We start from the raw sequence: 25,097 nt of genomic DNA on the forward strand, positions 1-25,097 counted from the left end.
CCCGCGCCGGAGCGGGACGGCCTCCTGCATCACACGTCCAGGTTCGCCACTTGCAGCGCGTTGCGCTCGATGAAATCGCGCCGCGGCTCCACCTGATCCCCCATCAAGGTGGTGAACACCTCGTCTGCCGCGATGGCGTCCTCGATACGGACCTGCAACAGTCGGCGCGTGTTGGCATCCAGGGTCGTTTCCCAAAGCTGTTCCGGATTCATCTCCCCCAATCCCTTGTAGCGCTGGATGTGCTGTCCCTTCTTGGCCTCGGTCAGCATCCAGTCGAACGACTCCTTGAATGAGCGCACCGGCCGGCGTTCGTTGTCGAAGCAAATTGCACTGGTATCGCCGAACAAACCTGCCACACTCCGGCCGAAAGCGCTCAAGACCGCATAGTCGTTGCCGCTGAAGAACCCCGCTCCGACCTCGAAGGTCCGCTCGACCCCGTGCAGACGGCGGGTCACCTGCACGGTGAAGTCTCCCGGGGAATCCCCGGCCTGTACCGAGACGACGTAGCGCGCCGGTCCTTCCGCATTCAGGACCCGCTCGATCTCCGCGAACCAGTCACGACAGCGAGCGACGTCACCGAGCTCCGCGGCAGACAAAGGAGGAAGCACCGTCAAGGCCTCGAGGAACGCCTCGTCGTACCGGTGGGCAAGCCGATCGATCAGCTTTCTGACATGCAGGTACTCGTGCGCAAGCTTCTCCAGGCCTTGCCCCTGGATGGGCGGAGCTTCCTCATCGACGACGAGGCGCGCCTTGTCTATGGCCAGTTGCAGCAGGTATTCGTTGAGTTCGGCGTCGTCCTTGACATAGTGCTCCTGGCGCCCCTTCTTGACCTTGTAAAGCGGCGGCTGCGCGATGTATACGTGGCCACGGTCGACCAGTTCCGGCATCTGGCGGTAGAAAAAGGTCAGGAGAAGAGTACGGATGTGCGAGCCATCGACGTCGGCGTCCGTCATGATGATGATGCGGTGGTAGCGCAGCTTGTCCGGGTTGTATTCCTCCCGGCCGATGCCGCACCCCAAGGCCGTGATGAGGGTTCCGACTTCTTCCGATGACAGCATCTTGTCGAACCGAGCCCGCTCGACGTTCAGGATCTTGCCCTTGAGCGGAAGTATGGCCTGGCTGCGCCGGTCCCGTCCCTGTTTGGCGGAACCGCCGGCGGAATCTCCCTCGACGATGAACAGCTCGGAAAGCGCAGGGTCCTTCTCCTGGCAGTCCGCCAGCTTGCCAGGCAGGCCCGCGATATCCAACGCCGACTTCCGGCGCGTCATTTCCCTGGCCTTCCGGGCCGCTTCCCGGGCGCGGGCCGCGTCGACGACCTTGTTGGCGATCGTTCGGGCAATCGACGGATTCTCCAGCAGGAAGTCGTTCAGCTTCTCCGCCATGACCGACTCGACCACGGACTTCACTTCCGATGACACCAGTTTCTCCTTGGTCTGGGAGGAGAACTTGGGGTCGGGCACCTTCACCGACAGGACGGCGGTCAGTCCTTCACGGGCATCGTCGCCCACGGTGGCGACCTTCTGCTTCCTCAGCAGCCCCTGCTCTTCGATGTACTGGTTCACGGTGCGGGTGAGGGCGGCGCGGAAACCGGCCAGATGGGTGCCGCCGTCGCGCTGGGGAATGTTGTTCGTATAGCAGAAGACGTTTTCCTGGTAGGAATCGTTCCACTGCATGGCGATCTCGACGCCAACGCCATCCCGGTCGGCCTGAAGATGGAATACCCTGTCGAACAGCGGCGTCTTGTTCTTGTTCAGGTGCTCGACGAAAGCCCTGATCCCGCCATCGAACTCGAACACCTCGCCCTTCCCACTGCGCTTGTCCTCCAGCTCGATCCGCACGCCGGAGTTGAGAAAGGACAGCTCCCTCAGACGCTTGGCAAGAATCTCATAGTGGAATTCGATGTTGGAAAAGACCTGGGGACTGGGCTTGAACCGCACCGTCGTGCCCGTCGTGTCGGCCTGGCCCACTTCGGCCAAGGGCGCCTGGGGCTCCCCGTCCCGGTACTCCTGCCTGTAGCGCTTGCCGCCCCGGCAGATCTCCAGCCAGAGCCTTTCGGACAAGGCATTGACCACGGAAACGCCCACCCCGTGCAGACCACCCGAGACCTTGTAGGCGTTGTCGTCGAACTTGCCCCCGGCGTGGAGCACCGTCATGATCACTTCGGCCGCCGAGCGCCCCTCTTCGGGATGGATATCGACAGGAATGCCGCGGCCATCATCGGAGACCGTAACCGATTCATCCTCATGCACCGTCACGCAGATACGCTTGCAGTAACCTGCCATGGCTTCGTCGATCGAGTTGTCCACGACCTCGAAGACCATGTGATGCAGACCCGTGCCATCGTCGGTATCGCCGATGTACATGCCCGGACGCTTGCGCACCGCATCGAGCCCTTTGAGAATCTTGATGTGGGAACTGTCGTATTGGTTAGGCTTGGTAGTCATTCGATCGAGTCTTTTAACGTGAAAGTCGCTCAACCTTGCTCACCTTCTCCCTTTGGGAGAGGGCTGGGGTGAGGGAAACGATCATGGCGAGCAGTTGCTTTCTTCATCCAGGGCGGCGGGTCGCCATGATCGTTGGGTTTCTCATTCGCCGGCCAGGATGCGGCCTTGTTCCACGTGGAACATTCTGGCAGCTTGGCCGACCGCGGCCGCTCCCTGACCGTTACCGGAAAAAGTAATAAAGGACTGGATGCCGGTCGATTTCAGCAGGCTCAGCAGCCGCTCCTGGTTGCGGGGATCCAGCTCCGAAGCAATGTCATCGACCAGAAGGCAAACCCGGCCCGGCTGATCCTCTTCCAGCCGGCCGGCCTGCGCCAGCAAAAGCGCGTAAGTCAGGAGCTTCAACTGCCCCCGCGACAAATAGTCCTTGGCGGGCCGCCCCCCGACCAGCACCGTGAAGTCCCCTTTGTGCGGGCCCGGTTCCGTGTAGCCCTGCCGCCGGTCCGTCGCGATGGACGCCGCAAGGGCATCCGCATAGGACCATCCCGCCCTCCAACCCGGCCGAACGACCAGTTCGGCATCTATCGGGCCGAGCAAAGCGGACACCGTTTCCGCGACATGCGCCCGAATTCGATCGACGTAAGCCGACCGCATTTCGGCAATCATTGTACCCCATCGCGCCACTTCTCCCGACCATGCCTCCAGATTCGACGCAGAGACGTCACCCCTGAGCACCGCATTGCGCTGGTCGAGAGCCCTCGAAAAGCGGCGCAATAGATCGAGATAGTCGTGTTCCACGTGGAACACTCCCCAATCGAGCATCTGCCTCCTCAATCGAGGCGGACCGTCGAGCAGCGCGACGCTGGACGGCTGGATCAAGACCGCGGGGAAAAGCCGGATCAGCTGCGCACTGGAGTCGCAGCTCCGCCCTCCGACCCTGACCTCCCTTTCGTTGCGCCCGAGGCGAACGCCCACGGTAGTACCCGCACCGGATTGTCCGACCCGGCCGGAAACGGTAAGAAACGACTGATCGAAGCGGATGACACGATGGGGCTGGGGGGAGCGAAACGATTTGCCCCTGCTGAGAAGATAAATCGCCTCGAGCAGCGACGTCTTGCCGCTGCCGTTGGCTCCGAACAACAGATTGAGCCCCTCGCCGGGACTCAGGCTTGCGGATTCAATGTTGCGGACATCGGCAATGTCGAGTTTCAACAGTGCCATGCTGTCCCGGCGGTTTCAACACCGTTGCTCTTCGAGTCCGGATATTCCGGCATCAAAGGCGCATCGGCATCACGATGAAGCGATGCCTGGCATCCGACAGATCCTCTATCAGACAACTGCCGTTGGCGTCGGTGAACGACATGCGCACCGAATCCGAAGCCACGGCGTTGATCGCATCGAGCAGATAGGTGGCGTTGAAACCCACCGAAAACGTCTCGCCCGAGACCTCCGCCGGCACCTCGTCTTCCGCCTCCTCATGCTCCGGATTCTGCGCCCTGAGTCTGATGACGCCATCCCCGACTTCAAGGCTGACACCTTTGAACTTCTCGTTGGACAGCACGGCGACCCGCGTCAGCGCGCTGCGCAGATCGAAGCGGTCGGTTACGGCGACACGGGATGCCGCCTTCGGTATCACGCGATCATAATCGGGATAACGCCCTTCGACCAGCTTCGCCGCGAAGCTGAACGCGCCGAAGACGACCCTGACGTTGTTCGCCGATATCTGGACGCTTGCCAGCTCCCCGACGCCCGCACCGGCCTGTCCCGAAACCTGAGCCAAAAGGCGACCCAGCTCGAGAACACCCTTGCGGGGCAGGATGAGCTGCCGGGCGACATCCGGCATTCCCTCGACGGCTTCCTCGAACAACGCCAGCCGATGGCCGTCGGACGCCACGGTACGGATCCGACCCTCCCGGATTTCCAGGAGCAGGCCGTTGAGATAATAGCGCACGTCCTGCTGCGCCATGGCGAAAGCGGTCTTCTCGATGGCCCGCCGCAGCAACTGCGCTTCGCAGTTGAACGCCGCCGCCGGATCGCCGTGCTCGAAGTTGGGATAGTTCTCGGCCGGCAGTGCGCCCAATACGAACCGGCTCTTGCCGCATTGCAGCGATACCCGCTCCGGCTTCACCTCGAAAGCCAGTTCGCTTCCTTCCGGCAGGAGCCTGCAGATGTCCATCAGCTTGCGCGCAGGCACGGTGAAACGCCCTGACTCCTTGCCTTCGATGCCTGTGTTTGCAACGAGCTGAACCTCCAGATCGGTTCCGGTGAGCTCCATCCGCCCGGCTTCCACCGCGATCAGCACGTTCGAAAGAATCGGCAAAGTCTGGCGCCGCTCGATGACGCCGATGACCTGCTGCAGCGGCAATAACAAATCTTCCCGCAAGACACGGAACTTCATGGCTCAAGCCCTTATCGAAAGAAACGGCGCGTTCAGTTGGAAAGGATACGCAGAAGATTGGAAAAGTCCTCCATGAATCTGGCGTCGCTCTCCTTGAGCTCCTGCACTTTCCGGCAGGCATGCAGCACCGTGGTGTGGTCCCGCCCGCCGAACATCTGGCCGATCTCCGGCAGGCTGTGGCTGGTCAACTCCTTGGACAAGGCCATGGCGATCTGGCGCGGCCGGGTCAAGGAGCGCGTGCGCTTGTTCGACAACAGGTCGGCCTGGCGGATCTTGAAATACTCCGCCACAGTCTTCTGGATGTTTTCCACGTTGATCATCCGGTCCTGCAGCGCGATCAGATCGCGCAAAGCCTCCTTGGCGAACTCCAGCGTAATCGGGCGCCCGGTGAACTGTGCGTTGGCGATGACGCGCCTCAGCGCGCCCTCCAGCTCGCGGATATTGGAGCGGATGCGCTTGCCGATGAAGAACGCCACTTCTGGCGACAATTCGATACCGGACTGCTGGGCCTTGCTCATGAGAATGGCGACCCGCGTCTCCAGATCGGGCGGCTCGATGGCCACGGGCAACCCCCATCCGAACCGCGATTTGAGCCGCTCTTCCAGGCCTTTGATCTCTTTGGGATAGCGGTCACAGGTGAGCACCACCTGATGCTTGTTTTCCAGCAGCGTGTTGAAGGTGTGGAAAAACTCTTCCTGCGAGCGCTCCTTGCCGGCGAAAAACTGGATGTCGTCGATCAGCAGGGCGTCGACGGTGCGGTAAAACTCCTTGAAGGCGTTGATAGCGTTATGCTGCAGTGCCTTGACCATGTCGGAAACGAAGCGCTCGGAATGCAGGTAAACGATGTTGGCGGCCGGGTTTCCACGGAGAATTTCATTGCCGATGGCGTGCATCAGATGGGTCTTGCCCAGACCGACGCCACCATAAATGAACAGCGGATTGTAGGCGCGCCCCACGTTCTGGGCCACCTGCAGCGACGCCGCCTTCGCCAGCTGGTTTGACTTGCCTTCGACGAAGTTGCCGAAGATAAAGGCGCTGTTCAGGTTGTTCGGCACCTGCTTGCGCGCCGGGCCGGCCTTCTTGGGCGGGTTCGCCGGCCTCGCCGGGGCCGCCTCGGCGGCACGCGAACCGATCTCCAGCACCACGCTGGGGACGGCGTCGAGGTTCTGTTCGGACACGACTTCCTCGATCTTCCCGATGAAGTGTTGCTTAACCCAGTCGAGAACGAACCGGTTCGGCGCCAGAAGGCGCAGCTCGGCTCCGTCCTCCACGGCTTGCAACGGCCTGATCCAGGTGTTGAACTGCTGAGGAGGAAGTTCGCCTTCAAGCTTGCTGATGCAGTGACTCCAGAGCACGCTCATCGGGGGATGTCCTTGGAAAACTGGTGGGGGCGGGCTGACCCGGAAGGGGGAGACTATTCTACCGGAAAATGAACCCGCGCCGATTCTTGACGGCGAACAGACCACGTCTTATAGTTGCGCTCTTTTTCTTTTTGCCGCCCCGGCATCGAGCAGGACAGATCATGAAAAGAACTTATCAACCGAGCAAGATCAAGCGCGTGCGCACCCACGGCTTCCGCGCCCGCATGAAGACCCGCGGCGGCCGCGCCGTCCTCAGCGCCCGGCGCGCGAAAGGGCGCAAAAAGCTTTCGGTCTGATGGAACGGCCCGTTCCCGGCCAGGGGTACGGGTTTCCCAGATCCCACCGATTGGCCAGCCCCGTAGAGTTCCGTTTCGTATTCGAAGACGCCTGCCGCTCCTCGGATTCATGGCTCACGGTGCTGGCTCGCCCCAACAGCCGAGCCCATCCACGGCTAGGCCTGGCGCTCTCCCGGAAGCAGATTCGGAAAGCGGTCGATCGCAACCGGATCAAGCGGCTGGTTCGCGAATCATTCCGTCTTCGCCAAGCGGAACTCGGCGCCCTCGATTATGTCGTCATGGCCCGCACGCCGACGACCGCCGTGAATTCCGCCGACCTGCTACGCGCCTTGGAAAAACATTGGCTCAGACTGACCCGACGATGCAGCGGCTCCTCATCGCCCTGATCAGGCTCTACCAATACCTGCTCAGTCCCTGGATCGGCCACCACTGCCGGTTCTTCCCGACCTGCTCGAATTATGCCATAGACGCCATCGAGCGCTTTGGCGCGATGCGCGGGGCATACCTTACAATACGGCGGCTCCTGAAATGCCACCCCTGGCATCACGGCGGCATCGATCCGGTCCCGGAAAAACTTGGAAAACAATAATGGATAACCTACGGTTTGTGCTCTTTGTCTTTTTCATATTCCTGAGCTTCCTGCTCTGGGAGCAGTGGCAGATCGACTACGGCCCGAGGCCCCCAGCCGTGGCCCAGACCGAAAACGCGACACCCGGCGCATCGGCGGGGGATCTGCCGCAACGGCCGAGTGACGACGTGACCGGCACGGCGGTGCGCACCGAATCGCCGACCCAGGAAGGCAGCCGGCGCATCCTGGTCCGTACCGATGTCCTCAGCCTCGAAATCGACACCCGCGGCGGCGATCTGCGCCAGCTCGATCTGCTGAACTACCCTGTCAGCAAGAACCAGCCGGATCGGCCCGTTCGCCTGCTCACCGATCAGGGCGACATCTTCATCGCCCAGAGCGGCTTCATCGGCGCCGCCCAGCAGGTGCCCACCCATCACAGCATCTGGCACGCCGACGCAGGCGAATACCGCTTGCAAGACGGCCAGGACGTCCTGCGCATCCCCCTCACCTGGACCGACGGCCAGGGCGTCACGGTGACCAAGACCTACATCCTCCGGCGCGGCAGCTATCTGATCGACATGGAGCAGACGATCGACAACCGCTCGGGCTCGAACTGGACGGGCCGCCAGTACATGCAGCTCCAGCGCAAGGAACCCACCAGCCCACAGGAAGACTCTCAATTCATCCGCACTTACACCGGCGGCGTCCTGCACACGGCGGATAAGAGCTACGAGAAGATCGCCTTCAAGGACATGGCGGACGGCAACCTGGACGTGAAGTCCCGCCAGGGCTGGATCGCGATGATCCAGCATTATTTCCTCGCCGCCTGGGTTCCGCCCGGCGAAGACGAGTCGACCTTCTATACCAAAGCCCTGGCCGACCGTGTTTTCGTGATCGGCGCCTACTCGCCCCCAGCCGATGTCCCGGCCGGAAGCAGCCAGACCCTCAAGGCCCGGCTGTTCGCCGGTCCCAAGCTGCAGCACGTGCTGGAAGGCATCGCGCCTGGCCTGGAACTGACCGCAGACTTCGGCATTCTCACCGTCATCGCCAAGCCCATCTACTGGCTGCTGGAGAAGTTCCACGGCTATTTCAACAACTGGGGCTGGGCCATCATCTTCGTGACGCTGGTCATCAAGGCGCTGTTCTTCAAGCTCTCCGAAGCCAGCTACCGCTCCATGGCCAACATGCGGAAGCTGCAGCCCAAGCTGGTGGAGTTGAAGGAACGCTACGGCGAGGACCGCCAGCGCTATAACCAGGCGATGATGGAGCTCTACCGCAAGGAGAAGGTCAACCCGCTCGGCGGTTGCCTCCCGATCCTGGTTCAGATCCCGGTATTCATTTCGCTGTACTGGGTGCTGGTCGAAAGCGTGGACCTGCGCCAAGCGCCGTTCCTGCTCTGGCTGGACGATCTTTCGTCCAAGGACCCGTACTTTGTCCTGCCGCTGATCATGGGCGTCTCCATGTTCATCCAGCAGCGCCTGAACCCTCCGCCGACCGACCCGATCCAGGCCCGCGTGATGCAGTTCTTCCCGCTGATCTTCACGGTGTTCTTCCTGTTCTTCCCGTCGGGACTGGTGCTGTACTGGGTGGTCAACAACATTCTGTCGATCGTCCAGCAGTGGTACATCACCCGCCAGATCGAGAAAACGGCTGCTGCCAGGGCCTGATCCCCGACCGGCGATGGTAGCTCCCGAGCGCGACACCATCGCCGCGATCGCCACGCCGCCCGGAAAAGGCGGCGTCGGCATCGTCCGCATTTCCGGCAGCGAACTCGGCCCGATCCTCGGCGCCATACTCAGCGGCCCGCCGCGGCCCCGTTACGCCGAATTCCGCCGTTTCCTGGACGCCGACGGCCGCGCCATCGACAGCGGCATCGCGCTGTATTTTCCCGCGCCCCGCTCGTTCACCGGCGAAAACGTCCTCGAACTGCACGGCCACGGCGGCCCGGTGGTCCTGGATCTCCTGCTGCGGCGCGCGCTTGAGCTGGGATGCCGGCTCGCTCGCCCGGGGGAGTTTTCCGAACGCGCCTACCTGAACGGAAAGCTGGACCTCGCCCAGGCCGAGGCCATCGCCGACCTGATCGACAGCAGCACGGAGGAAGCCGCCCGCTCCGCACAGCGCTCGCTTCAGGGCGAATTTTCAGCTCACATCCACCACCTGCAGGAGCGCCTCATCCACCTCCGTACCCACGTCGAAGCCGCCATCGACTTCAGCGATGAAGACATCGACCTGCTGGATGACGCCGCGCTCGGCCAGGACCTCGCCGGACTGCTGGACGAACTCGACGCCATCGACACCAAGGCGCACCAAGGCGCGTTGCTGCGCGAAGGTCTCACGGCGGTGATCGCAGGACGCCCCAACGCCGGCAAATCCAGCCTGCTCAATGCGCTATCCGGCCGCGACCTGGCGATCGTGACCGAAATCCCGGGCACCACCCGCGACATCCTCCGCGAATCGCTGCAGATCGCCGGTCTCCCCCTGCACATCGTCGACACCGCAGGGCTCCGCGACAGCGCGGACCCGATCGAACGCGAAGGCATCCGGCGCGCCAGAGAAACACTCGCAAACGCCGACTGCATCCTGCTGGTCATCGACGCCCGCCACCCCGATGCCGGCGACGAACTGCTGGCCGGCCTGCCGGAGGCCATCCCGCTCATCCGCGTCTTCAACAAGATAGACCTGACCGGCACGCCGGCATGCATGACAATCGACCGGGAGACCACCGTCGTCCACCTTTCGGCCCGCACCGGGGAAGGTATCGATCTGCTGAGACAGGAACTCGCCCGCCGCGCGGGCTATGAAAGAGGAACCGAAGGCGTTTTCAGTGCCCGCCGGCGACACCTGGACACCATCCAAAGAGCCCGCGCCGCCTTGACCAACGCCCGCCTTTACCTGGGCACGAAGACCGCCGAACTCCTGGCCGAGGAACTCCATTCGGCCCAAAAGGCGCTGGGCGAAATCACCGGGGAATTCACCAACGAGGACTTGCTGAGCCGGATATTCGCGAGTTTCTGCGTCGGCAAATAGCCAGCCCTCTTCGCGTCAATACTCCATCGCTCCGATCGCCGCTTCCTTCCCGGCGCCGAGGATTGCATTGAACGGTACGACAAACCTCTGGGCTTCGCTCCGCACAAACTCCTCGAAAGCGGTGGCGGTCGCCGTCAAGCGCTTGCCCGCCCGATGCACGATGTACCACTGCCGGATGATGGGAAATGCTTCCACGTCCAGCACCACCACCCGCCGGTCGGCAAGTTCACGCTCGACGGTATGTATCGAAACCAGCCCCAGCCCCAGGCCGACCTCGACCCCCTGCTTGATCGCGCCGTTGGTGTTCATTTCCATGCTCGCGACCACACGCACGCCCCGTTCGGCGAAGAACCGCTCGACCGCGTTCCGGGTGCCCGAACCTTGCTCGCGCATGAGAAACGTCTCGTTGCGCAAGTCCTCCAAGCGTATGCCTTTTTCGCCGACTCGCGGATGATCCGCCGGCGCAATGATGACCAATGGGTTGTCCATGAACGCTTCAGCCACGAGGTCCAGCTCGTCCGGCGGACGTCCCATCAGCACCGTGTCCACTTCGTTGTCTTCGAGCATCTGTAGCAATCCCTTGCGGTTGGTCACCTTGAAGTTCACCCGCACCTTCGGATAGCGCTTGCAGAAGTCCGCCAGCAACCGGATGGCGAAATAATGCACCGTGCTGGCCACCGCGACGACCAGCCGCCCTCCTTCCATCCCCTTCAACTCCTCGATGAGCTGCTCGGCTTCGTCGAGTTGCAGCGAAATCTGCCGGCTCAAACGATACAGCTCCTCGCCGGCACGGGTGAGGAAGATCTTTTTCCCCAAGCGCTCGAACAACGGCAGCCCTATGCTCTCCTCGAACTGTTTGATCTGCATCGATACGGCGGGCTGGGTCAGATAGAGTTCCTCCGCCGCCCGAGTAAAACTCAGCCGCCGCGCGACCCGCTCGAAGACCTTCAACTGCCGGAGAGTAATGTTCATGGATAATTTTTATTTATTATATTGTTAAAATAGACTGATTTTCCCTTATCCTAGATTGCCAATAAATTAGGCGGCCCTGCACCGCGCTAGCCGTTTCAGCGCAGCACGCAATTGAGGGCCGCGCCGGTTCCTAAGGCGTGACAAGATGGAATTTACTGAGGGATAATACATTGTTTCAGAATTTTCCACGCATCCCAGCGAGCAGACAACATTGAAGGAGACCGACATGAGGACGCGACGAGAGTTAGCCAACGCCATACGAGCCTTGAGCATGGATGCGGTGCAGAAGGCCAACTCGGGCCATCCGGGGGCGCCGATGGGGATGGCGGACATTGCCGAGGTGCTGTGGAACGACTACCTGTGCCACAACCCGGCCAATCCGAAGTGGCCCAACCGCGACCGCTTCGTGCTGTCCAACGGCCACGGCTCGATGCTGATCTATTCCCTGCTGCACCTGACCGGCTACGATCTGCCCATCGAGGAACTGCAGAACTTCCGCCAGCTCCACTCCAAGACCCCCGGCCATCCCGAATACGGCTACACCCCCGGCGTCGAGACCACCACGGGTCCCCTGGGACAGGGCATCAGCAACGCCGTCGGCATGGCCCTGGCCGAGCGCACCCTGGCCGGCCAGTTCAACCGGCCCGGCCACAGCATCGTCGATCACTACACCTACGCCTTCCTGGGCGACGGCTGCCTGATGGAAGGCATCTCCCACGAGGCCTGCTCGCTGGCCGGCGCGATGAAGCTGGGCAAGCTGATCGCCTTCTACGACGACAACAACATCTCCATCGACGGCGAGGTCCGCGGCCACGGCGGCGTGCCCGGCTGGTTCATGGACGATACCCCCAAGCGCTTCGAGGCCTACGGCTGGCACGTGATCCCGCAGGTCGACGGCCATGATCCGGAAGCCGTGCAGGCCGCCATCGAGGCCGCCCGCGCGGTCACCGACAAGCCGTCCCTGATCTGCTGCCAGACCATCATCGGCTGGGGCTCGCCCAACAAGCAGGGCAAGGAAGACTGCCACGGCGCCGCCCTCGGCACCGACGAAGTCGCCCTCACCCGCGAGAACATCGGCTGGCCGTATCCGGCCTTCGAAGTCCCGGCCGACATCTACGAGGCCTGGAGCGCGCGCGAGACCGGCGCCAAGGCCGAAGGCGAGTGGAACGACCGCTTCGAAAACTACCGCCGCGAATTCCCCGAGCTGGCCGCCGAGTTCGAACGCCGCATGGCGGGCGAACTGCCCCGGGACTGGGCGGAGCAATCCGCCGCCTTCGTGGCCCAGGTGAACGAAAAGGCCGAGACCATCGCCAGCCGCAAGGCCTCCCAGAACGCCCTCAACGGCTTCGGCCCGCTGCTGCCGGAGATCATGGGCGGCTCGGCCGACCTCGCCGGCTCCAACCTGACCCTGTGGTCCGGCTGCAAGGACGTCAACGCCCCCGGCCACGACGGCAACTACGTCTACTACGGCGTGCGCGAATTCGGCATGTCCGCCATCATGAACGGCATCGCCCTGCACGGCGGTTTCAAGCCCTACGGCGCCACCTTCCTGATGTTCTCCGAATACGCCCGCAATGCGCTGCGCATGTCGGCCCTGATGAAGATCCCGGTGATCTACGTCTACACCCACGACTCCATCGGCCTGGGCGAGGACGGCCCCACCCACCAGCCCATCGAGCAGACCGCCACCCTGCGCCTGATTCCCCACATGCAGGTCTGGCGCCCGTGCGACGCGGTGGAGTCGGCGGTGGCCTGGAAGTGCGCGATCGAGCGCCAGGACGGCCCCTCCGCCCTGATCTTCTCGCGCCAGAACCTGCCGCACATGCCCCGGACGCCGGAGCAGATCGCCGCGATCGCCAAGGGCGGCTACGTCCTGGTCGACTGCGCCGGCACCCCCGACGCCATCCTGCTGGCCACCGGCTCGGAGGTCGAGCTGGCGGTGAAGGCGGCCGAGGCCCTGACCGCCAAGGGCAGGAAGGTCCGCGTGGTGTCCATGGCCTCCACCAACGTGTTCGACGCCCAGGACCCGGCCTACCGCGACAGCGTGCTGCCGCCCGCCGTGACCCGCCGCCTCGCCATCGAGGCCGGTGTCACCGACGGCTGGTGGAAATACGTCGGCAGCCATGGCAAAGTTATCGGCCTGGACCGCTTCGGCGAATCCGCGCCGGCCGGCCTGCTGTTCAAGACCTTCGGCTTCACCGTCGACAACGTGGTCGGCCAGGCCGAAGCCTTGTTTTAACCGTCAGCGCCCGAGGGCATCCCATGGCATTGATCTCCCTACGTCAGCTGTTGGATCACGCCGCCGAGCACGGCTACGGCCTGCCGGCGTTCAACGTCAACAACATGGAGCAGATCAAGGCCATCATGGAGGCGGCCGCGGCCGTGGACGCCCCGGTGATCCTGCAGGGCTCGGCCGGCGCCAGGACGTATGCCGGCGAGCCGTTCCTGCGCCATCTGGTGCTGGCCGCGATCGACATGTATCCGCACATCCCGGTGTGCATGCACCAGGATCACGGCGCCTCCCCGGCGGTGTGCATCCGCTCCATCCAGTCCGGCTTCAGTTCGGTGATGATGGACGGATCGCTCGAGGAGGACATGAAAACGCCGGCCAGCTATGCGTACAATGTCGAGACCACCCGCAAGGTGGTCGAGATGGCGCATGCCTGCGGCGTCTCGGTGGAAGGCGAACTCGGCTGCCTGGGCTCGCTGGAGACCGGCCGGGCGGGGGAGGAGGACGGCCACGGCGCGGCGGGCGAGCTGGCGCACTCGATGCTGCTGACCGATCCGGACGAGGCGGCGGATTTCGTCCGCAAGACCCAGGTCGATGCCCTGGCGATCGCCATCGGCACCAGCCACGGCGCCTACAAGTTCACCCGGAAACCCACCGGTCAGGTGCTGCGGATCGATCGGGTCAAGGACATCCACCAGCGGATTCCCAACATCCATCTGGTGATGCACGGCTCGTCCTCGGTCCCCGAGGACTGGGCGCAGATGATCAACGACTACGGCGGCGACATCGGCCAGACCTACGGCGTGCCGGTCGAGGAAATCGTCGAGGGCATCCGCCATGGGGTCCGCAAGGTCAACATCGATACCGATCTGCGCATCGCCTCCTATGGCGCCATGCGCAAGTTCATGGCCGAAGACAGGAAGAACTTCGACCCGCGCAAGCTCTACAAGGCCGCGCAAACCGCCATGACCGCGATCTGCCGGGCCCGCTACGAGGCCTTCGGCGCCGCCGGCCAGGCCGCCAAGCTCAAGCCCCGGCGCCTGGAGGAGATGAGCTTGGCGTACGCCCGGGGCGAACTCGATCCGATCGTCCGCTAGCGCGGCGAGCGGAACGGGCGCGGAAAAGGCGGACGCGAAAGCGCCGGCAACGGAACGCAAGCGATGCAATTTGAGACAGGGCTGAACTTGAAACCGGCCCGGCCGAGCTTTTATACCCACTGACAAGACTTATGGGGGACAACCACGTGAAGAAACCGTTCTCGACCTACACCGTGTTCGCAGCCCTGCTGCTGGCCGCCCCGCTCGCGGGCGCCGCTGAATATCCGCCCGACTTCAAGCCGTCGGTGATCTATCAGGATCCCAGCCTGATCGGCAAGCCCGCGGCGGCCCCCGCAGCCGCCGCCCCGGCGGCCGAGCCCCCGGCGGCACCGGCCGCGCCCGCCAGCCAGGCGCCGGCCGCTCAGCCCGCCGTGGCGGCCCCCGCCGAAGCCGCGCCCAGCGCCGCGAAACCCGCCCAGGACACCGGCTCGGATTATTACCTGTTCGGCGGCGTGGTCGTGGCCCTGATCGGCTTCGTGGTCTGGAGCAGCCGCCGGCCGGCACCCGCCCGCCCGGCCGCCGCAGCGCCGGCCGCCGCTCCGGCACCGGCGGCCGCCGGCGCCACCGGCGTCGCCAAGTACCTGCAGGCCCAGGGCCTCACGGCCGGGGCCGCGGGCGCCGAAACCGGTGTCGCCAAATACCTCAAGGCGCTGCCGGAGCCCGTCCGGGCCCCCGAAACCGGCGTGGCCAAGTACCTCAAGAGCCTGCCGCTGCCCGAAGTGGCCGCCGCGGTCGAAACCGGTGTCGCCAAGTACATCAAGAACCTGCCCAAGCCCGCCGTCGTGGCGACGGGCGAAACCGGCGTCACCAAGTACCTGAAAAGCCTCAACGGCTGATCCCTCGAAAGGGAAGGGGCCGCATTGACAGCGGCCCCCTCACTCTTTACAGTTGGGAAATTGTGCGTTTAGCAATACCCCATAAAACTTAAGGCTTCACTCGACTTTTTTCTCTACTTTTTTGATCGGAGGAGATCTCATGGCAAGACCATTGATTCAGCTCGCACTGGACACGCTGGACATCCCGCAGACTTTGAAGCTCGCAAGCCTCACCGCGCCTTATGTCGATATCTTCGAGATCGGTACCCCGAGCATCAAGCACAACGGCATCGCCCTGGTGAAGGAGTTCAAGAAGCGCTTCCCCAACAAGCTGCTCCTGGTCGACCTCAAGACCATGGACGCCGGTGAGTACGAGGCCGCGCCGTTCTTCGCCGCCGGCGCCGACATCACCACCGTCCTCGGCGTCGCCGGCCTGGCCACCATCAAGGGCGTCATCAATGCCGCCAACAAGCACAACGCCGAAGTCCAGGTCGACCTGATCAACGTCCCCGACAAGGCCACCTGCGCCCGTGAGTCCGCCCGCGCCGGCGCCCAGATCGTCGGCATCCACACCGGCCTCGACGCCCAGGCCGCCGGCCAGACCCCCTTCGCCGACCTCCAGGCCATCGCCAAGCTGGGCCTCCCCGTCCGCATCTCCGTCGCCGGCGGCATCAAGGCCTCCACCGCCCAGCAGGTCGTCAAGACCGGCGCCAACATCATCGTCGTCGGCGCCGCCATCTACGGCGCCGCTTCCCCCGCCGATGCCGCGCGCGAAATCTACGAACAGGTCGTCGCCGCTTCCGCCTAAACGGGAATTTGCATGCATCAGAAACTGATCATAGACAAAATCTCCGGCATCCTCGCTGCCACCGATGCCGGCTATGATGCAAAACTGACTGCCATGCTCGACCAGGCCTCCCGCGTCTTCGTCGCGGGGGCCGGCCGGTCGGGGCTGGTCGCCAGGTTCTTCGCGATGCGCCTCATGCACGGCGGCTATGACGTCTTCGTCGTCGGCGAAATCGTCACCCCCAGCATCCGCAAGGGCGACTTGCTGATCGTGATCTCCGGTTCCGGCGAAACCGAAACCATGCTCGCCTTCACCAAGAAAGCCAAGGAGCAGGGCGCCAACATCGCCCTCATCTCCACCCGCGACAGCTCCTCCCTCGGCGACCTCGCCGACAACCTCTTCCGCATCGGCTCCCCCGAGCTCTTCGGAAAAGTCGTCGGCATGCCCATGGGCACCGTCTTCGAGCTCTCTACCCTCCTCTTCCTCGAAGCCACCATCTCTCACATCATCCACGAGAAAGGCATCCCCGAAGAAGAAATGAGAACTCGACACGCTAACCTGGAATAACGAGGCAAAGCCTGTGGCAGTCCTCCCTTCTGCTCAGGCTCTTGCCCTTCATGTACGCCCAACCCTTGGCGCTCCGGGCTCAAAAACTGAGTCCATGCGGCCAAAGACGGGCAAGTACGCCAGTGGGAAGGCCAAAGAACACACTGAGAGCGCAGCATCGACAAGATGCCGCCGCTCGAAGCCTGTGTGGGAAGATGAAATCCCGACCGGGAAACATTCTCGTGATTGCTGGCAGCACCGATACTTTAAGAAATCTTTAGGAGTCCACAATGTCGAAAAACCTGCTTGACCAACTCCGCGAAGTCACCGTCGTCGTGGCCGACACGGGAGACATCGAAGCGATCGAGAAATTCAAGCCACGTGACGCGACCACCAATCCCTCGCTCATCACCGCTGCCGCCCAGATGCCGCAATACCAGGGTATCGTCGACGATACCCTAAAGGGTGCACGGCAAACCCTGGGCGCTGGCGCTTCGGCCGCCCAAGTGGCGAATCTCGCTTTCGACCGTCTGGCCGTCTCTTTCGGCTTGAAGATCCTGCAGATCATCGAAGGCCGCGTATCCACCGAAGTGGATGCCCGCCTCTCCTACGACACCGAGGGCACCATCGAGAAGGCGCGCGAAATCATCAAGCAATATGAAGCGGCCGGTGTTTCCAAAGAGCGTGTCCTGATCAAGATCGCCGCTACCTGGGAAGGTATCGAGGCCGCTGCCGTACTGGAAAAGGAAGGCATCCACTGCAACCTGACTCTGTTGTTCGGTCTGCACCAGGCCATCGCCTGCGCCGAAAACGGCATTACCCTGATTTCGCCCTTCGTCGGCCGCATTCTCGACTGGTACAAAAAGGATACCGGCCGTGAATCCTACGCCCCGCATGAAGACCCGGGCGTCCTGTCCGTGACCCAGATCTACAATTACTACAAGAAGTTCGGTTACAAAACCGAAGTCATGGGCGCCAGCTTCCGCAACATCGGCGAAATCACCGAACTGGCAGGGAGCGACCTGCTGACCATCGCGCCTTCGCTGCTGGCCGAGCTGCAAGCCACCGAAGGCGAACTGCCGCGGAAGCTGGATCCCACCAAGGCGAAGGACTACCCGATCGAGAAAATCCACGTCAACAAATACACCTTCGACAAGATGCATGCGGAAAACCGCATGGCCAACGAGAAGCTGGAAGAAGGCATCCAAGGCTTCACCAAGGCACTCGAGCAGTTGGAGAAGTTGCTGGCCGATCGCTTGGTCCATCTGGAAGCGGCATAAGGTAGCGGGCCGTCGCGCGGGAACAGCCGTCGCGACGGTCTTGTTCCCTCCCGAATCCCACTACGCTGACCCTTGAGTCGCCGCCAGAGCGTCCGCATTCGGCATCAACCCGCTGATTCCGTTTTTTTCACCCAATAAAAAAGGAGATCTATCATGCCTTCGCGACGAGAGTTAGCCAACGCCATACGAGCCTTGAGCATGGATGCGGTGCAGAAGGCCAACTCGGGCCATCCGGGGGCGCCGATGGGGATGGCGGACATTGCCGAGGTGCTGTGGAACGACTACCTGTGCCACAACCCGGCCAATCCGAAGTGGCCCAACCGCGACCGCTTCGTGCTGTCCAACGGCCACGGCTCGATGCTGATCTATTCCCTGCTGCACCTGACCGGCTACGATCTGCCCATCGAGGAACTGCAGAACTTCCGCCAGCTCCACTCCAAGACCCCCGGCCATCCCGAATACGGCTACACCCCCGGCGTCGAGACCACCACGGGTCCCCTGGGACAGGGCATCAGCAACGCCGTCGGCATGGCCCTGGCCGAGCGCACCCTGGCCGGCCAGTTCAACCGGCCCGGCCACAGCATCGTCGATCACTACACCTACGCCTTCCTGGGCGACGGCTGCCTGATGGAAGGCATCTCCCACGAGGCCTGCTCGCTGGCCGGCGCGATGAAGCTGGGCAAGCTGATCGCCTTCTACGACGACAACAACATCTCCATCGACGGCGAGGTCCGCGGCCACGGCGGCGTGCCCGGCTGGTTCATGGACGATACCCCCAAGCGCTTCGAGGCCTACGGCTGGCACGTGATCCCGCAGGTCGACGGCCATGATCCGGAAGCCGTGCAGGCCGCCATCGAGGCCGCCCGCGCGGTCACCGACAAGCCGTCCCTGATCTGCTGCCAGACCATCATCGGCTGGGGCTCGCCCAACAAGCAGGGCAAGGAAGACTGCCACGGCGCCGCCCTCGGCACCGACGAAGTCGCCCTCACCCGCGAGAACATCGGCTGGCCGTATCCGGCCTTCGAAGTCCCGGCCGACATCTACGAGGCCTGGAGCGCGCGCGAGACCGGCGCCAAGGCCGAAGGCGAGTGGAACGACCGCTTCGAAAACTACCGCCGCGAATTCCCCGAGCTGGCCGCCGAGTTCGAACGCCGCATGGCGGGCGAACTGCCCCGGGACTGGGCGGAGCAATCCGCCGCCTTCGTGGCCCAGGTGAACGAAAAGGCCGAGACCATCGCCAGCCGCAAGGCCTCCCAGAACGCCCTCAACGGCTTCGGCCCGCTGCTGCCGGAGATCATGGGCGGCTCGGCCGACCTCGCCGGCTCCAACCTGACCCTGTGGTCCGGCTGCAAGGACGTCAACGCCCCCGGCCACGACGGCAACTACGTCTACTACGGCGTGCGCGAATTCGGCATGTCCGCCATCATGAACGGCATCGCCCTGCACGGCGGTTTCAAGCCCTACGGCGCCACCTTCCTGATGTTCTCCGAATACGCCCGCAATGCGCTGCGCATGTCGGCCCTGATGAAGATCCCGGTGATCTACGTCTACACCCACGACTCCATCGGCCTGGGCGAGGACGGCCCCACCCACCAGCCCATCGAGCAGACCGCCACCCTGCGCCTGATTCCCCACATGCAGGTCTGGCGCCCGTGCGACGCGGTGGAGTCGGCGGTGGCCTGGAAGTGCGCGATCGAGCGCCAGGACGGCCCCTCCGCCCTGATCTTCTCGCGCCAGAACCTGCCGCACATGCCCCGGACGCCGGAGCAGATCGCCGCGATCGCCAAGGGCGGCTACGTCCTGGTCGACTGCGCCGGCACCCCCGACGCCATCCTGCTGGCCACCGGCTCGGAGGTCGAGCTGGCGGTGAAGGCGGCCGAGGCCCTGACCGCCAAGGGCAGGAAGGTCCGCGTGGTGTCCATGGCCTCCACCAACGTGTTCGACGCCCAGGACCCGGCCTACCGCGACAGCGTGCTGCCGCCCGCCGTGACCCGCCGCCTCGCCATCGAGGCCGGTGTCACCGACGGCTGGTGGAAATACGTCGGCAGCCATGGCAAAGTTATCGGCCTGGACCGCTTCGGCGAATCCGCGCCGGCCGGCCTGCTGTTCAAGACCTTCGGCTTCACCGTCGACAACGTGGTCGGCCAGGCCGAAGCCTTGTTTTAACCGTCAGCGCCCGAGGGCATCCCATGGCATTGATCTCCCTACGTCAGCTGTTGGATCACGCCGCCGAGCACGGCTACGGCCTGCCGGCGTTCAACGTCAACAACATGGAGCAGATCAAGGCCATCATGGAGGCGGCCGCGGCCGTGGACGCCCCGGTGATCCTGCAGGGCTCGGCCGGCGCCAGGACGTATGCCGGCGAGCCGTTCCTGCGCCATCTGGTGCTGGCCGCGATCGACATGTATCCGCACATCCCGGTGTGCATGCACCAGGATCACGGCGCCTCCCCGGCGGTGTGCATCCGCTCCATCCAGTCCGGCTTCAGTTCGGTGATGATGGACGGATCGCTCGAGGAGGACATGAAAACGCCGGCCAGCTATGCGTACAATGTCGAGACCACCCGCAAGGTGGTCGAGATGGCGCATGCCTGCGGCGTCTCGGTGGAAGGCGAACTCGGCTGCCTGGGCTCGCTGGAGACCGGCCGGGCGGGGGAGGAGGACGGCCACGGCGCGGCGGGCGAGCTGGCGCACTCGATGCTGCTGACCGATCCGGACGAGGCGGCGGATTTCGTCCGCAAGACCCAGGTCGATGCCCTGGCGATCGCCATCGGCACCAGCCACGGCGCCTACAAGTTCACCCGGAAACCCACCGGTCAGGTGCTGCGGATCGATCGGGTCAAGGACATCCACCAGCGGATTCCCAACATCCATCTGGTGATGCACGGCTCGTCCTCGGTCCCCGAGGACTGGGCGCAGATGATCAACGACTACGGCGGCGACATCGGCCAGACCTACGGCGTGCCGGTCGAGGAAATCGTCGAGGGCATCCGCCATGGGGTCCGCAAGGTCAACATCGATACCGATCTGCGCATCGCCTCCTATGGCGCCATGCGCAAGTTCATGGCCGAAGACAGGAAGAACTTCGACCCGCGCAAGCTCTACAAGGCCGCGCAAACCGCCATGACCGCGATCTGCCGGGCCCGCTACGAGGCCTTCGGCGCCGCCGGCCAGGCCGCCAAGCTCAAGCCCCGGCGCCTGGAGGAGATGAGCTTGGCGTACGCCCGGGGCGAACTCGATCCGATCGTCCGCTAGCGCGGCGAGCGGAACGGGCGCGGAAAAGGCGGACGCGAAAGCGCCGGCAACGGAACGCAAGCGATGCAATTTGAGACAGGGCTGAACTTGAAACCGGCCCGGCCGAGCTTTTATACCCACTGACAAGACTTATGGGGGACAACCACGTGAAGAAACCGTTCTCGACCTACACCGTGTTCGCAGCCCTGCTGCTGGCCGCCCCGCTCGCGGGCGCCGCTGAATATCCGCCCGACTTCAAGCCGTCGGTGATCTATCAGGATCCCAGCCTGATCGGCAAGCCCGCGGCGGCCCCCGCAGCCGCCGCCCCGGCGGCCGAGCCCCCGGCGGCACCGGCCGCGCCCGCCAGCCAGGCGCCGGCCGCTCAGCCCGCCGTGGCGGCCCCCGCCGAAGCCGCGCCCAGCGCCGCGAAACCCGCCCAGGACACCGGCTCGGATTATTACCTGTTCGGCGGCGTGGTCGTGGCCCTGATCGGCTTCGTGGTCTGGAGCAGCCGCCGGCCGGCACCCGCCCGCCCGGCCGCCGCAGCGCCGGCCGCCGCTCCGGCACCGGCGGCCGCCGGCGCCACCGGCGTCGCCAAGTACCTGCAGGCCCAGGGCCTCACGGCCGGGGCCGCGGGCGCCGAAACCGGTGTCGCCAAATACCTCAAGGCGCTGCCGGAGCCCGTCCGGGCCCCCGAAACCGGCGTGGCCAAGTACCTCAAGAGCCTGCCGCTGCCCGAAGTGGCCGCCGCGGTCGAAACCGGTGTCGCCAAGTACATCAAGAACCTGCCCAAGCCCGCCGTCGTGGCGACGGGCGAAACCGGCGTCACCAAGTACCTGAAAAGCCTCAACGGCTGATCCCTCGAAAGGGAAGGGGCCGCATTGACAGCGGCCCCCTCACTCTTTACAGTTGGGAAATTGTGCGTTTAGCAATACCCCATAAAACTTAAGGCTTCACTCGACTTTTTTCTCTACTTTTTTGATCGGAGGAGATCTCATGGCAAGACCATTGATTCAGCTCGCACTGGACACGCTGGACATCCCGCAGACTTTGAAGCTCGCAAGCCTCACCGCGCCTTATGTCGATATCTTCGAGATCGGTACCCCGAGCATCAAGCACAACGGCATCGCCCTGGTGAAGGAGTTCAAGAAGCGCTTCCCCAACAAGCTGCTCCTGGTCGACCTCAAGACCATGGACGCCGGTGAGTACGAGGCCGCGCCGTTCTTCGCCGCCGGCGCCGACATCACCACCGTCCTCGGCGTCGCCGGCCTGGCCACCATCAAGGGCGTCATCAATGCCGCCAACAAGCACAACGCCGAAGTCCAGGTCGACCTGATCAACGTCCCCGACAAGGCCACCTGCGCCCGTGAGTCCGCCCGCGCCGGCGCCCAGATCGTCGGCATCCACACCGGCCTCGACGCCCAGGCCGCCGGCCAGACCCCCTTCGCCGACCTCCAGGCCATCGCCAAGCTGGGCCTCCCCGTCCGCATCTCCGTCGCCGGCGGCATCAAGGCCTCCACCGCCCAGCAGGTCGTCAAGACCGGCGCCAACATCATCGTCGTCGGCGCCGCCATCTACGGCGCCGCTTCCCCCGCCGATGCCGCGCGCGAAATCTACGAACAGGTCGTCGCCGCTTCCGCCTAAACGGGAATTTGCATGCATCAGAAACTGATCATAGACAAAATCTCCGGCATCCTCGCTGCCACCGATGCCGGCTATGATGCAAAACTGACTGCCATGCTCGACCAGGCCTCCCGCGTCTTCGTCGCGGGGGCCGGCCGGTCGGGGCTGGTCGCCAGGTTCTTCGCGATGCGCCTCATGCACGGCGGCTATGACGTCTTCGTCGTCGGCGAAATCGTCACCCCCAGCATCCGCAAGGGCGACTTGCTGATCGTGATCTCCGGTTCCGGCGAAACCGAAACCATGCTCGCCTTCACCAAGAAAGCCAAGGAGCAGGGCGCCAACATCGCCCTCATCTCCACCCGCGACAGCTCCTCCCTCGGCGACCTCGCCGACAACCTCTTCCGCATCGGCTCCCCCGAGCTCTTCGGAAAAGTCGTCGGCATGCCCATGGGCACCGTCTTCGAGCTCTCTACCCTCCTCTTCCTCGAAGCCACCATCTCTCACATCATCCACGAGAAAGGCATCCCCGAAGAAGAAATGAGAACTCGACACGCTAACCTGGAATAACCCGGAATCCGGAACGGGCGGATTCCTTTTCGGCCGCTCGTTCTTGGCTCGCTTGGCATGTTTTTCCGACTCCTCGGCGGCTTTCACCGAAACTGCCGAGGAAGCGGTTTTCGCTCAAGCTCCGGACCATCCTCATAGCCCCCCTCTTGGACGCAATACCATCACAGGCCCCCGGCCAATGTTCGAAAGACGATCTCGCGTATAATTGAAAAGCACGGGAGGCAAGAATGTCCAAGAAACACCCCATCATCGCCATCACCGGTTCCTCCGGTGCGGGCACGACCACCGTAAAATGCGCATTCGAGCACATTTTCTTCAGGCTCGGTCTCAAGCCGCTCGTCATCGAGGGCGACAGCTTTCATCGCTATGACCGCGTGGAGATGCGCGCGCAGATCGACAAGGCCAGACGCGAAGGCCGGCATTTCAGCCACTTTTCGATCGAAGCCAATATCCTGGACGAGCTTGAAAACGTTTTTCGGCATTACGGTGAAACGGGAACGGCTCACCGCCGCTTTTATGTCCATAACGAGGCGGAAAGCCAGCGTCTGGGAGGTTACAAGCCGGGGACATTCACCCCATGGGAAGAAGTGCCTGCGGGAACGGATCTGCTGTTTTACGAGGGCTTGCACGGAGGCGTGGTTACCGAAGGCATCGATGTAAGACGATACGTCGATCTTCTCGTCGGCGTGGTTCCCATCGTCAATCTCGAATGGATTCAAAAAATCCACCGCGATACCGCCGAACGCGGCTATAAACCCGAGGACGTCACGGAAACGATACTGCGCCGAATGGACGACTACGTCAAAGTCATCACGCCTCAGTTCTCACAGACGGACATCAATTTCCAGCGCGTTCCGACGGTCGATACTTCCAATCCGTTCATCGCTCGGGACATTCCCACGCCGGATGAAAGTTTCGTCATCATCCGTTTCAAGGAGCCGGGCAAATTCAACGTGGATTTCCCTTATCTCCTGTCCATGCTGCAAAACTCCTTCATGTCACGACACAACTCGATCGTGATTCCGGGAGGAAAGATGGGACTGGCGATGGAGATCATTTTCCGGCCAATCCTCGAACGCATGATGGCAGACCGCCAGAAAGGGTGACCCGCCGCGCGCAGCCCGATTCGGCGTCAGCAGCCCGCCGGCGGGATGTCTCCCCGCAGTTTCGCCAGTTCGTGATAGAAACGCCCCCAGTCGAAGGCAGGCCCGGGGTCCGTTTTCCGCTGCGGGGCAATCGCGCTGTGCCCGACGATTCGATCCTCCGTGATCTCCGGATAACGGGCCATCAGTTCCATCACGAGGCCGGCGAGGCTCCTGTATTGTTCCGGCATGTAAGGAAGGTCGTCGGTTCCCTCGAGTTCGATTCCAATCGAAAAGTCGTTGCAGGCGCTCCGTCCCCGGAACTCGGACACTCCGGCATGCCATGCGCGGCGATGGGGCGGAACGTAGTGTTCGACTTCACCGCCCCGCCGGATCAGCGCATGTGCCGACACCCTCAGGTTCCGGAGGGATTCGAAGAAGGGATGGACGGCGCCGTCGAGTGTGTTGGTGAACAACTGCCGGATCCAGGGGCCGCCGAACTGGCCCGGCGGGAGAGTGATCCCATGGATCACGACGAGAGAAATCGTCTCGCCCTCGGGCCTCTCGTCCTGATTGGGCGACGACACCTTTTCCTCGTCCCAGCCCCCCCTCGCGTTGCCCTTCATATCTCTCGCGCCCCTCATTGCCGTTTCGACAGCCAGCCACATATAAAATATCGATTCTAACGGTTCTTATCCGTGACCCCGGTCGCGGCGGCCAAGCGGCCAAGCGGTAGGCTAAACTATCGGCAGCCGAACTCCTTCCCCCACCGAG

23 protein-coding genes are annotated in these 25,097 nt (G+C 63.4%); 17 read left to right on the top strand and 6 right to left on the bottom strand.

Translation table 11 applies throughout. From position 1 onward, the window contains the following. Positions 1–29 precede the first annotated feature (29 nt). The 4 genes from gyrB to dnaA all read right to left on the bottom strand — a co-directional run bounded on the left by gyrB (position 30) and on the right by dnaA (position 6,200). Complete coding sequence (gyrB, locus tag ABZN20_RS12680; RefSeq protein WP_367025492.1) at positions 30–2,444, bottom strand: DNA topoisomerase (ATP-hydrolyzing) subunit B; 2,415 nt, start codon at positions 2,442–2,444, stop codon at positions 30–32. Positions 2,445–2,585: 141 nt separating this feature from the next. Beyond that, positions 2,586–3,662, bottom strand: a complete 1,077-nt coding sequence (recF, locus tag ABZN20_RS12685) for a DNA replication/repair protein RecF (RefSeq protein ID WP_367025493.1) — start codon at positions 3,660–3,662, stop codon at positions 2,586–2,588. A gap of 52 nt (positions 3,663–3,714) precedes the next feature. Then, positions 3,715–4,839 carry a DNA polymerase III subunit beta gene (gene dnaN, locus ABZN20_RS12690; RefSeq protein WP_367025494.1) on the bottom strand — a complete coding sequence of 375 codons (1,125 nt, stop codon included), beginning with the start codon at positions 4,837–4,839 and terminating at the stop codon, positions 3,715–3,717. A gap of 32 nt (positions 4,840–4,871) precedes the next feature. Then, a complete protein-coding gene (dnaA, locus tag ABZN20_RS12695; protein WP_367025495.1) occupies positions 4,872–6,200 on the bottom strand; it encodes a chromosomal replication initiator protein DnaA in 1,329 nt (442 codons plus the stop codon). A 161-nt stretch (positions 6,201–6,361) separates the two neighbouring features. Here dnaA and rpmH point away from each other — a divergent pair, with 161 nt between their 5' ends. From rpmH to mnmE, 5 genes are read left to right on the top strand one after another with little or no spacing between them, the layout of a single operon-like run. Further along, a complete protein-coding gene (gene rpmH, locus ABZN20_RS12700) occupies positions 6,362–6,496 on the top strand; it encodes a 50S ribosomal protein L34 (protein ID WP_169601783.1) in 135 nt (44 codons plus the stop codon). Next, positions 6,496–6,882: a ribonuclease P protein component gene (gene rnpA, locus ABZN20_RS12705; protein WP_367025496.1), complete on the top strand. Its 387-nt coding sequence runs from the start codon at positions 6,496–6,498 to the stop codon at positions 6,880–6,882. The genes rpmH and rnpA overlap by 1 nt, the downstream gene beginning before the upstream one ends. Next, positions 6,858–7,085, top strand: coding sequence for a membrane protein insertion efficiency factor YidD (gene yidD / locus ABZN20_RS12710; RefSeq protein ID WP_218808390.1), 228 nt, complete (start codon positions 6,858–6,860; stop codon positions 7,083–7,085). Before rnpA ends, yidD begins: the two co-directional genes overlap by 25 nt. Next, positions 7,085–8,731, top strand: a complete 1,647-nt coding sequence (gene yidC, locus ABZN20_RS12715) for a membrane protein insertase YidC (protein ID WP_367025497.1) — start codon at positions 7,085–7,087, stop codon at positions 8,729–8,731. The genes yidD and yidC overlap by 1 nt, the downstream gene beginning before the upstream one ends. Before the next feature lie 13 nt (positions 8,732–8,744). After that, positions 8,745–10,091 carry a tRNA uridine-5-carboxymethylaminomethyl(34) synthesis GTPase MnmE gene (gene mnmE, locus ABZN20_RS12720; protein WP_367025498.1) on the top strand — a complete coding sequence of 449 codons (1,347 nt, stop codon included), beginning with the start codon at positions 8,745–8,747 and terminating at the stop codon, positions 10,089–10,091. Positions 10,092–10,106: 15 nt separating this feature from the next. Here the strand turns inward: mnmE and ABZN20_RS12725 are convergent, their stop codons facing one another. After that, positions 10,107–11,063, bottom strand: coding sequence for a LysR family transcriptional regulator (locus tag ABZN20_RS12725; RefSeq protein WP_218808387.1), 957 nt, complete (start codon positions 11,061–11,063; stop codon positions 10,107–10,109). 211 nt (positions 11,064–11,274) lie between these two features. Here ABZN20_RS12725 and tkt (ABZN20_RS12730) point away from each other — a divergent pair, with 211 nt between their 5' ends. The 12 genes from tkt (ABZN20_RS12730) (at position 11,275) to ABZN20_RS12785 (ending at position 24,347) form a co-directional block, all read left to right on the top strand. After that, complete coding sequence (gene tkt / locus ABZN20_RS12730) at positions 11,275–13,302, top strand: transketolase (protein WP_423246406.1); 2,028 nt, start codon at positions 11,275–11,277, stop codon at positions 13,300–13,302. Positions 13,303–13,325: 23 nt separating this feature from the next. After that, on the top strand, positions 13,326–14,390 hold the full coding sequence (gene fba, locus ABZN20_RS12735) for a class II fructose-bisphosphate aldolase (RefSeq protein WP_367025500.1): 1,065 nt from the start codon (positions 13,326–13,328) through the stop codon (positions 14,388–14,390). Between the two features lie 146 nt (positions 14,391–14,536). Beyond that, positions 14,537–15,226 (top strand): hypothetical protein, encoded by a 690-nt coding sequence (locus ABZN20_RS12740; RefSeq protein ID WP_367025501.1) that lies wholly within the window; start codon positions 14,537–14,539, stop codon positions 15,224–15,226. 139 nt (positions 15,227–15,365) lie between these two features. Continuing rightward, positions 15,366–16,013 carry a 3-hexulose-6-phosphate synthase gene (hxlA, locus tag ABZN20_RS12745; RefSeq protein WP_367025502.1) on the top strand — a complete coding sequence of 216 codons (648 nt, stop codon included), beginning with the start codon at positions 15,366–15,368 and terminating at the stop codon, positions 16,011–16,013. A 12-nt stretch (positions 16,014–16,025) separates the two neighbouring features. Then, positions 16,026–16,559, top strand: a complete 534-nt coding sequence (gene hxlB, locus ABZN20_RS12750) for a 6-phospho-3-hexuloisomerase (protein ID WP_367025503.1) — start codon at positions 16,026–16,028, stop codon at positions 16,557–16,559. A gap of 269 nt (positions 16,560–16,828) precedes the next feature. Continuing rightward, a complete protein-coding gene (locus ABZN20_RS12755; protein ID WP_218808386.1) occupies positions 16,829–17,818 on the top strand; it encodes a transaldolase in 990 nt (329 codons plus the stop codon). Positions 17,819–17,971: 153 nt separating this feature from the next. Next, positions 17,972–19,984, top strand: coding sequence for a transketolase (tkt, locus tag ABZN20_RS12760; protein WP_367025504.1), 2,013 nt, complete (start codon positions 17,972–17,974; stop codon positions 19,982–19,984). Positions 19,985–20,007: 23 nt separating this feature from the next. Next, a complete protein-coding gene (fba, locus tag ABZN20_RS12765; RefSeq protein WP_367025500.1) occupies positions 20,008–21,072 on the top strand; it encodes a class II fructose-bisphosphate aldolase in 1,065 nt (354 codons plus the stop codon). A gap of 146 nt (positions 21,073–21,218) precedes the next feature. Further along, on the top strand, positions 21,219–21,908 hold the full coding sequence (locus ABZN20_RS12770) for a hypothetical protein (protein ID WP_367025501.1): 690 nt from the start codon (positions 21,219–21,221) through the stop codon (positions 21,906–21,908). 139 nt (positions 21,909–22,047) lie between these two features. Next, the gene (hxlA, locus tag ABZN20_RS12775) at positions 22,048–22,695 is read left to right on the top strand and encodes a 3-hexulose-6-phosphate synthase (RefSeq protein WP_367025502.1); all 648 of its coding nucleotides are present in this window, start codon (positions 22,048–22,050) and stop codon (positions 22,693–22,695) included. Between the two features lie 12 nt (positions 22,696–22,707). Then, positions 22,708–23,241 carry a 6-phospho-3-hexuloisomerase gene (hxlB, locus tag ABZN20_RS12780; protein ID WP_367025503.1) on the top strand — a complete coding sequence of 178 codons (534 nt, stop codon included), beginning with the start codon at positions 22,708–22,710 and terminating at the stop codon, positions 23,239–23,241. A 227-nt stretch (positions 23,242–23,468) separates the two neighbouring features. Then, entirely contained in the window at positions 23,469–24,347 is an 879-nt protein-coding gene (locus ABZN20_RS12785) for a phosphoribulokinase (RefSeq protein WP_218808384.1), read from the top strand. Positions 24,348–24,373: 26 nt separating this feature from the next. On the opposite strand, the gene ampD is transcribed toward ABZN20_RS12785, so the two are convergent. Then, positions 24,374–24,949 carry a 1,6-anhydro-N-acetylmuramyl-L-alanine amidase AmpD gene (ampD, locus tag ABZN20_RS12790; RefSeq protein WP_367025505.1) on the bottom strand — a complete coding sequence of 192 codons (576 nt, stop codon included), beginning with the start codon at positions 24,947–24,949 and terminating at the stop codon, positions 24,374–24,376. Between the last annotated feature and the right edge of the window lie 148 nt (positions 24,950–25,097).

Source organism: Methylococcus sp. ANG (assembly GCF_040730495.1).
Lineage (GTDB): Bacteria > Pseudomonadota > Gammaproteobacteria > Methylococcales > Methylococcaceae > Methylococcus.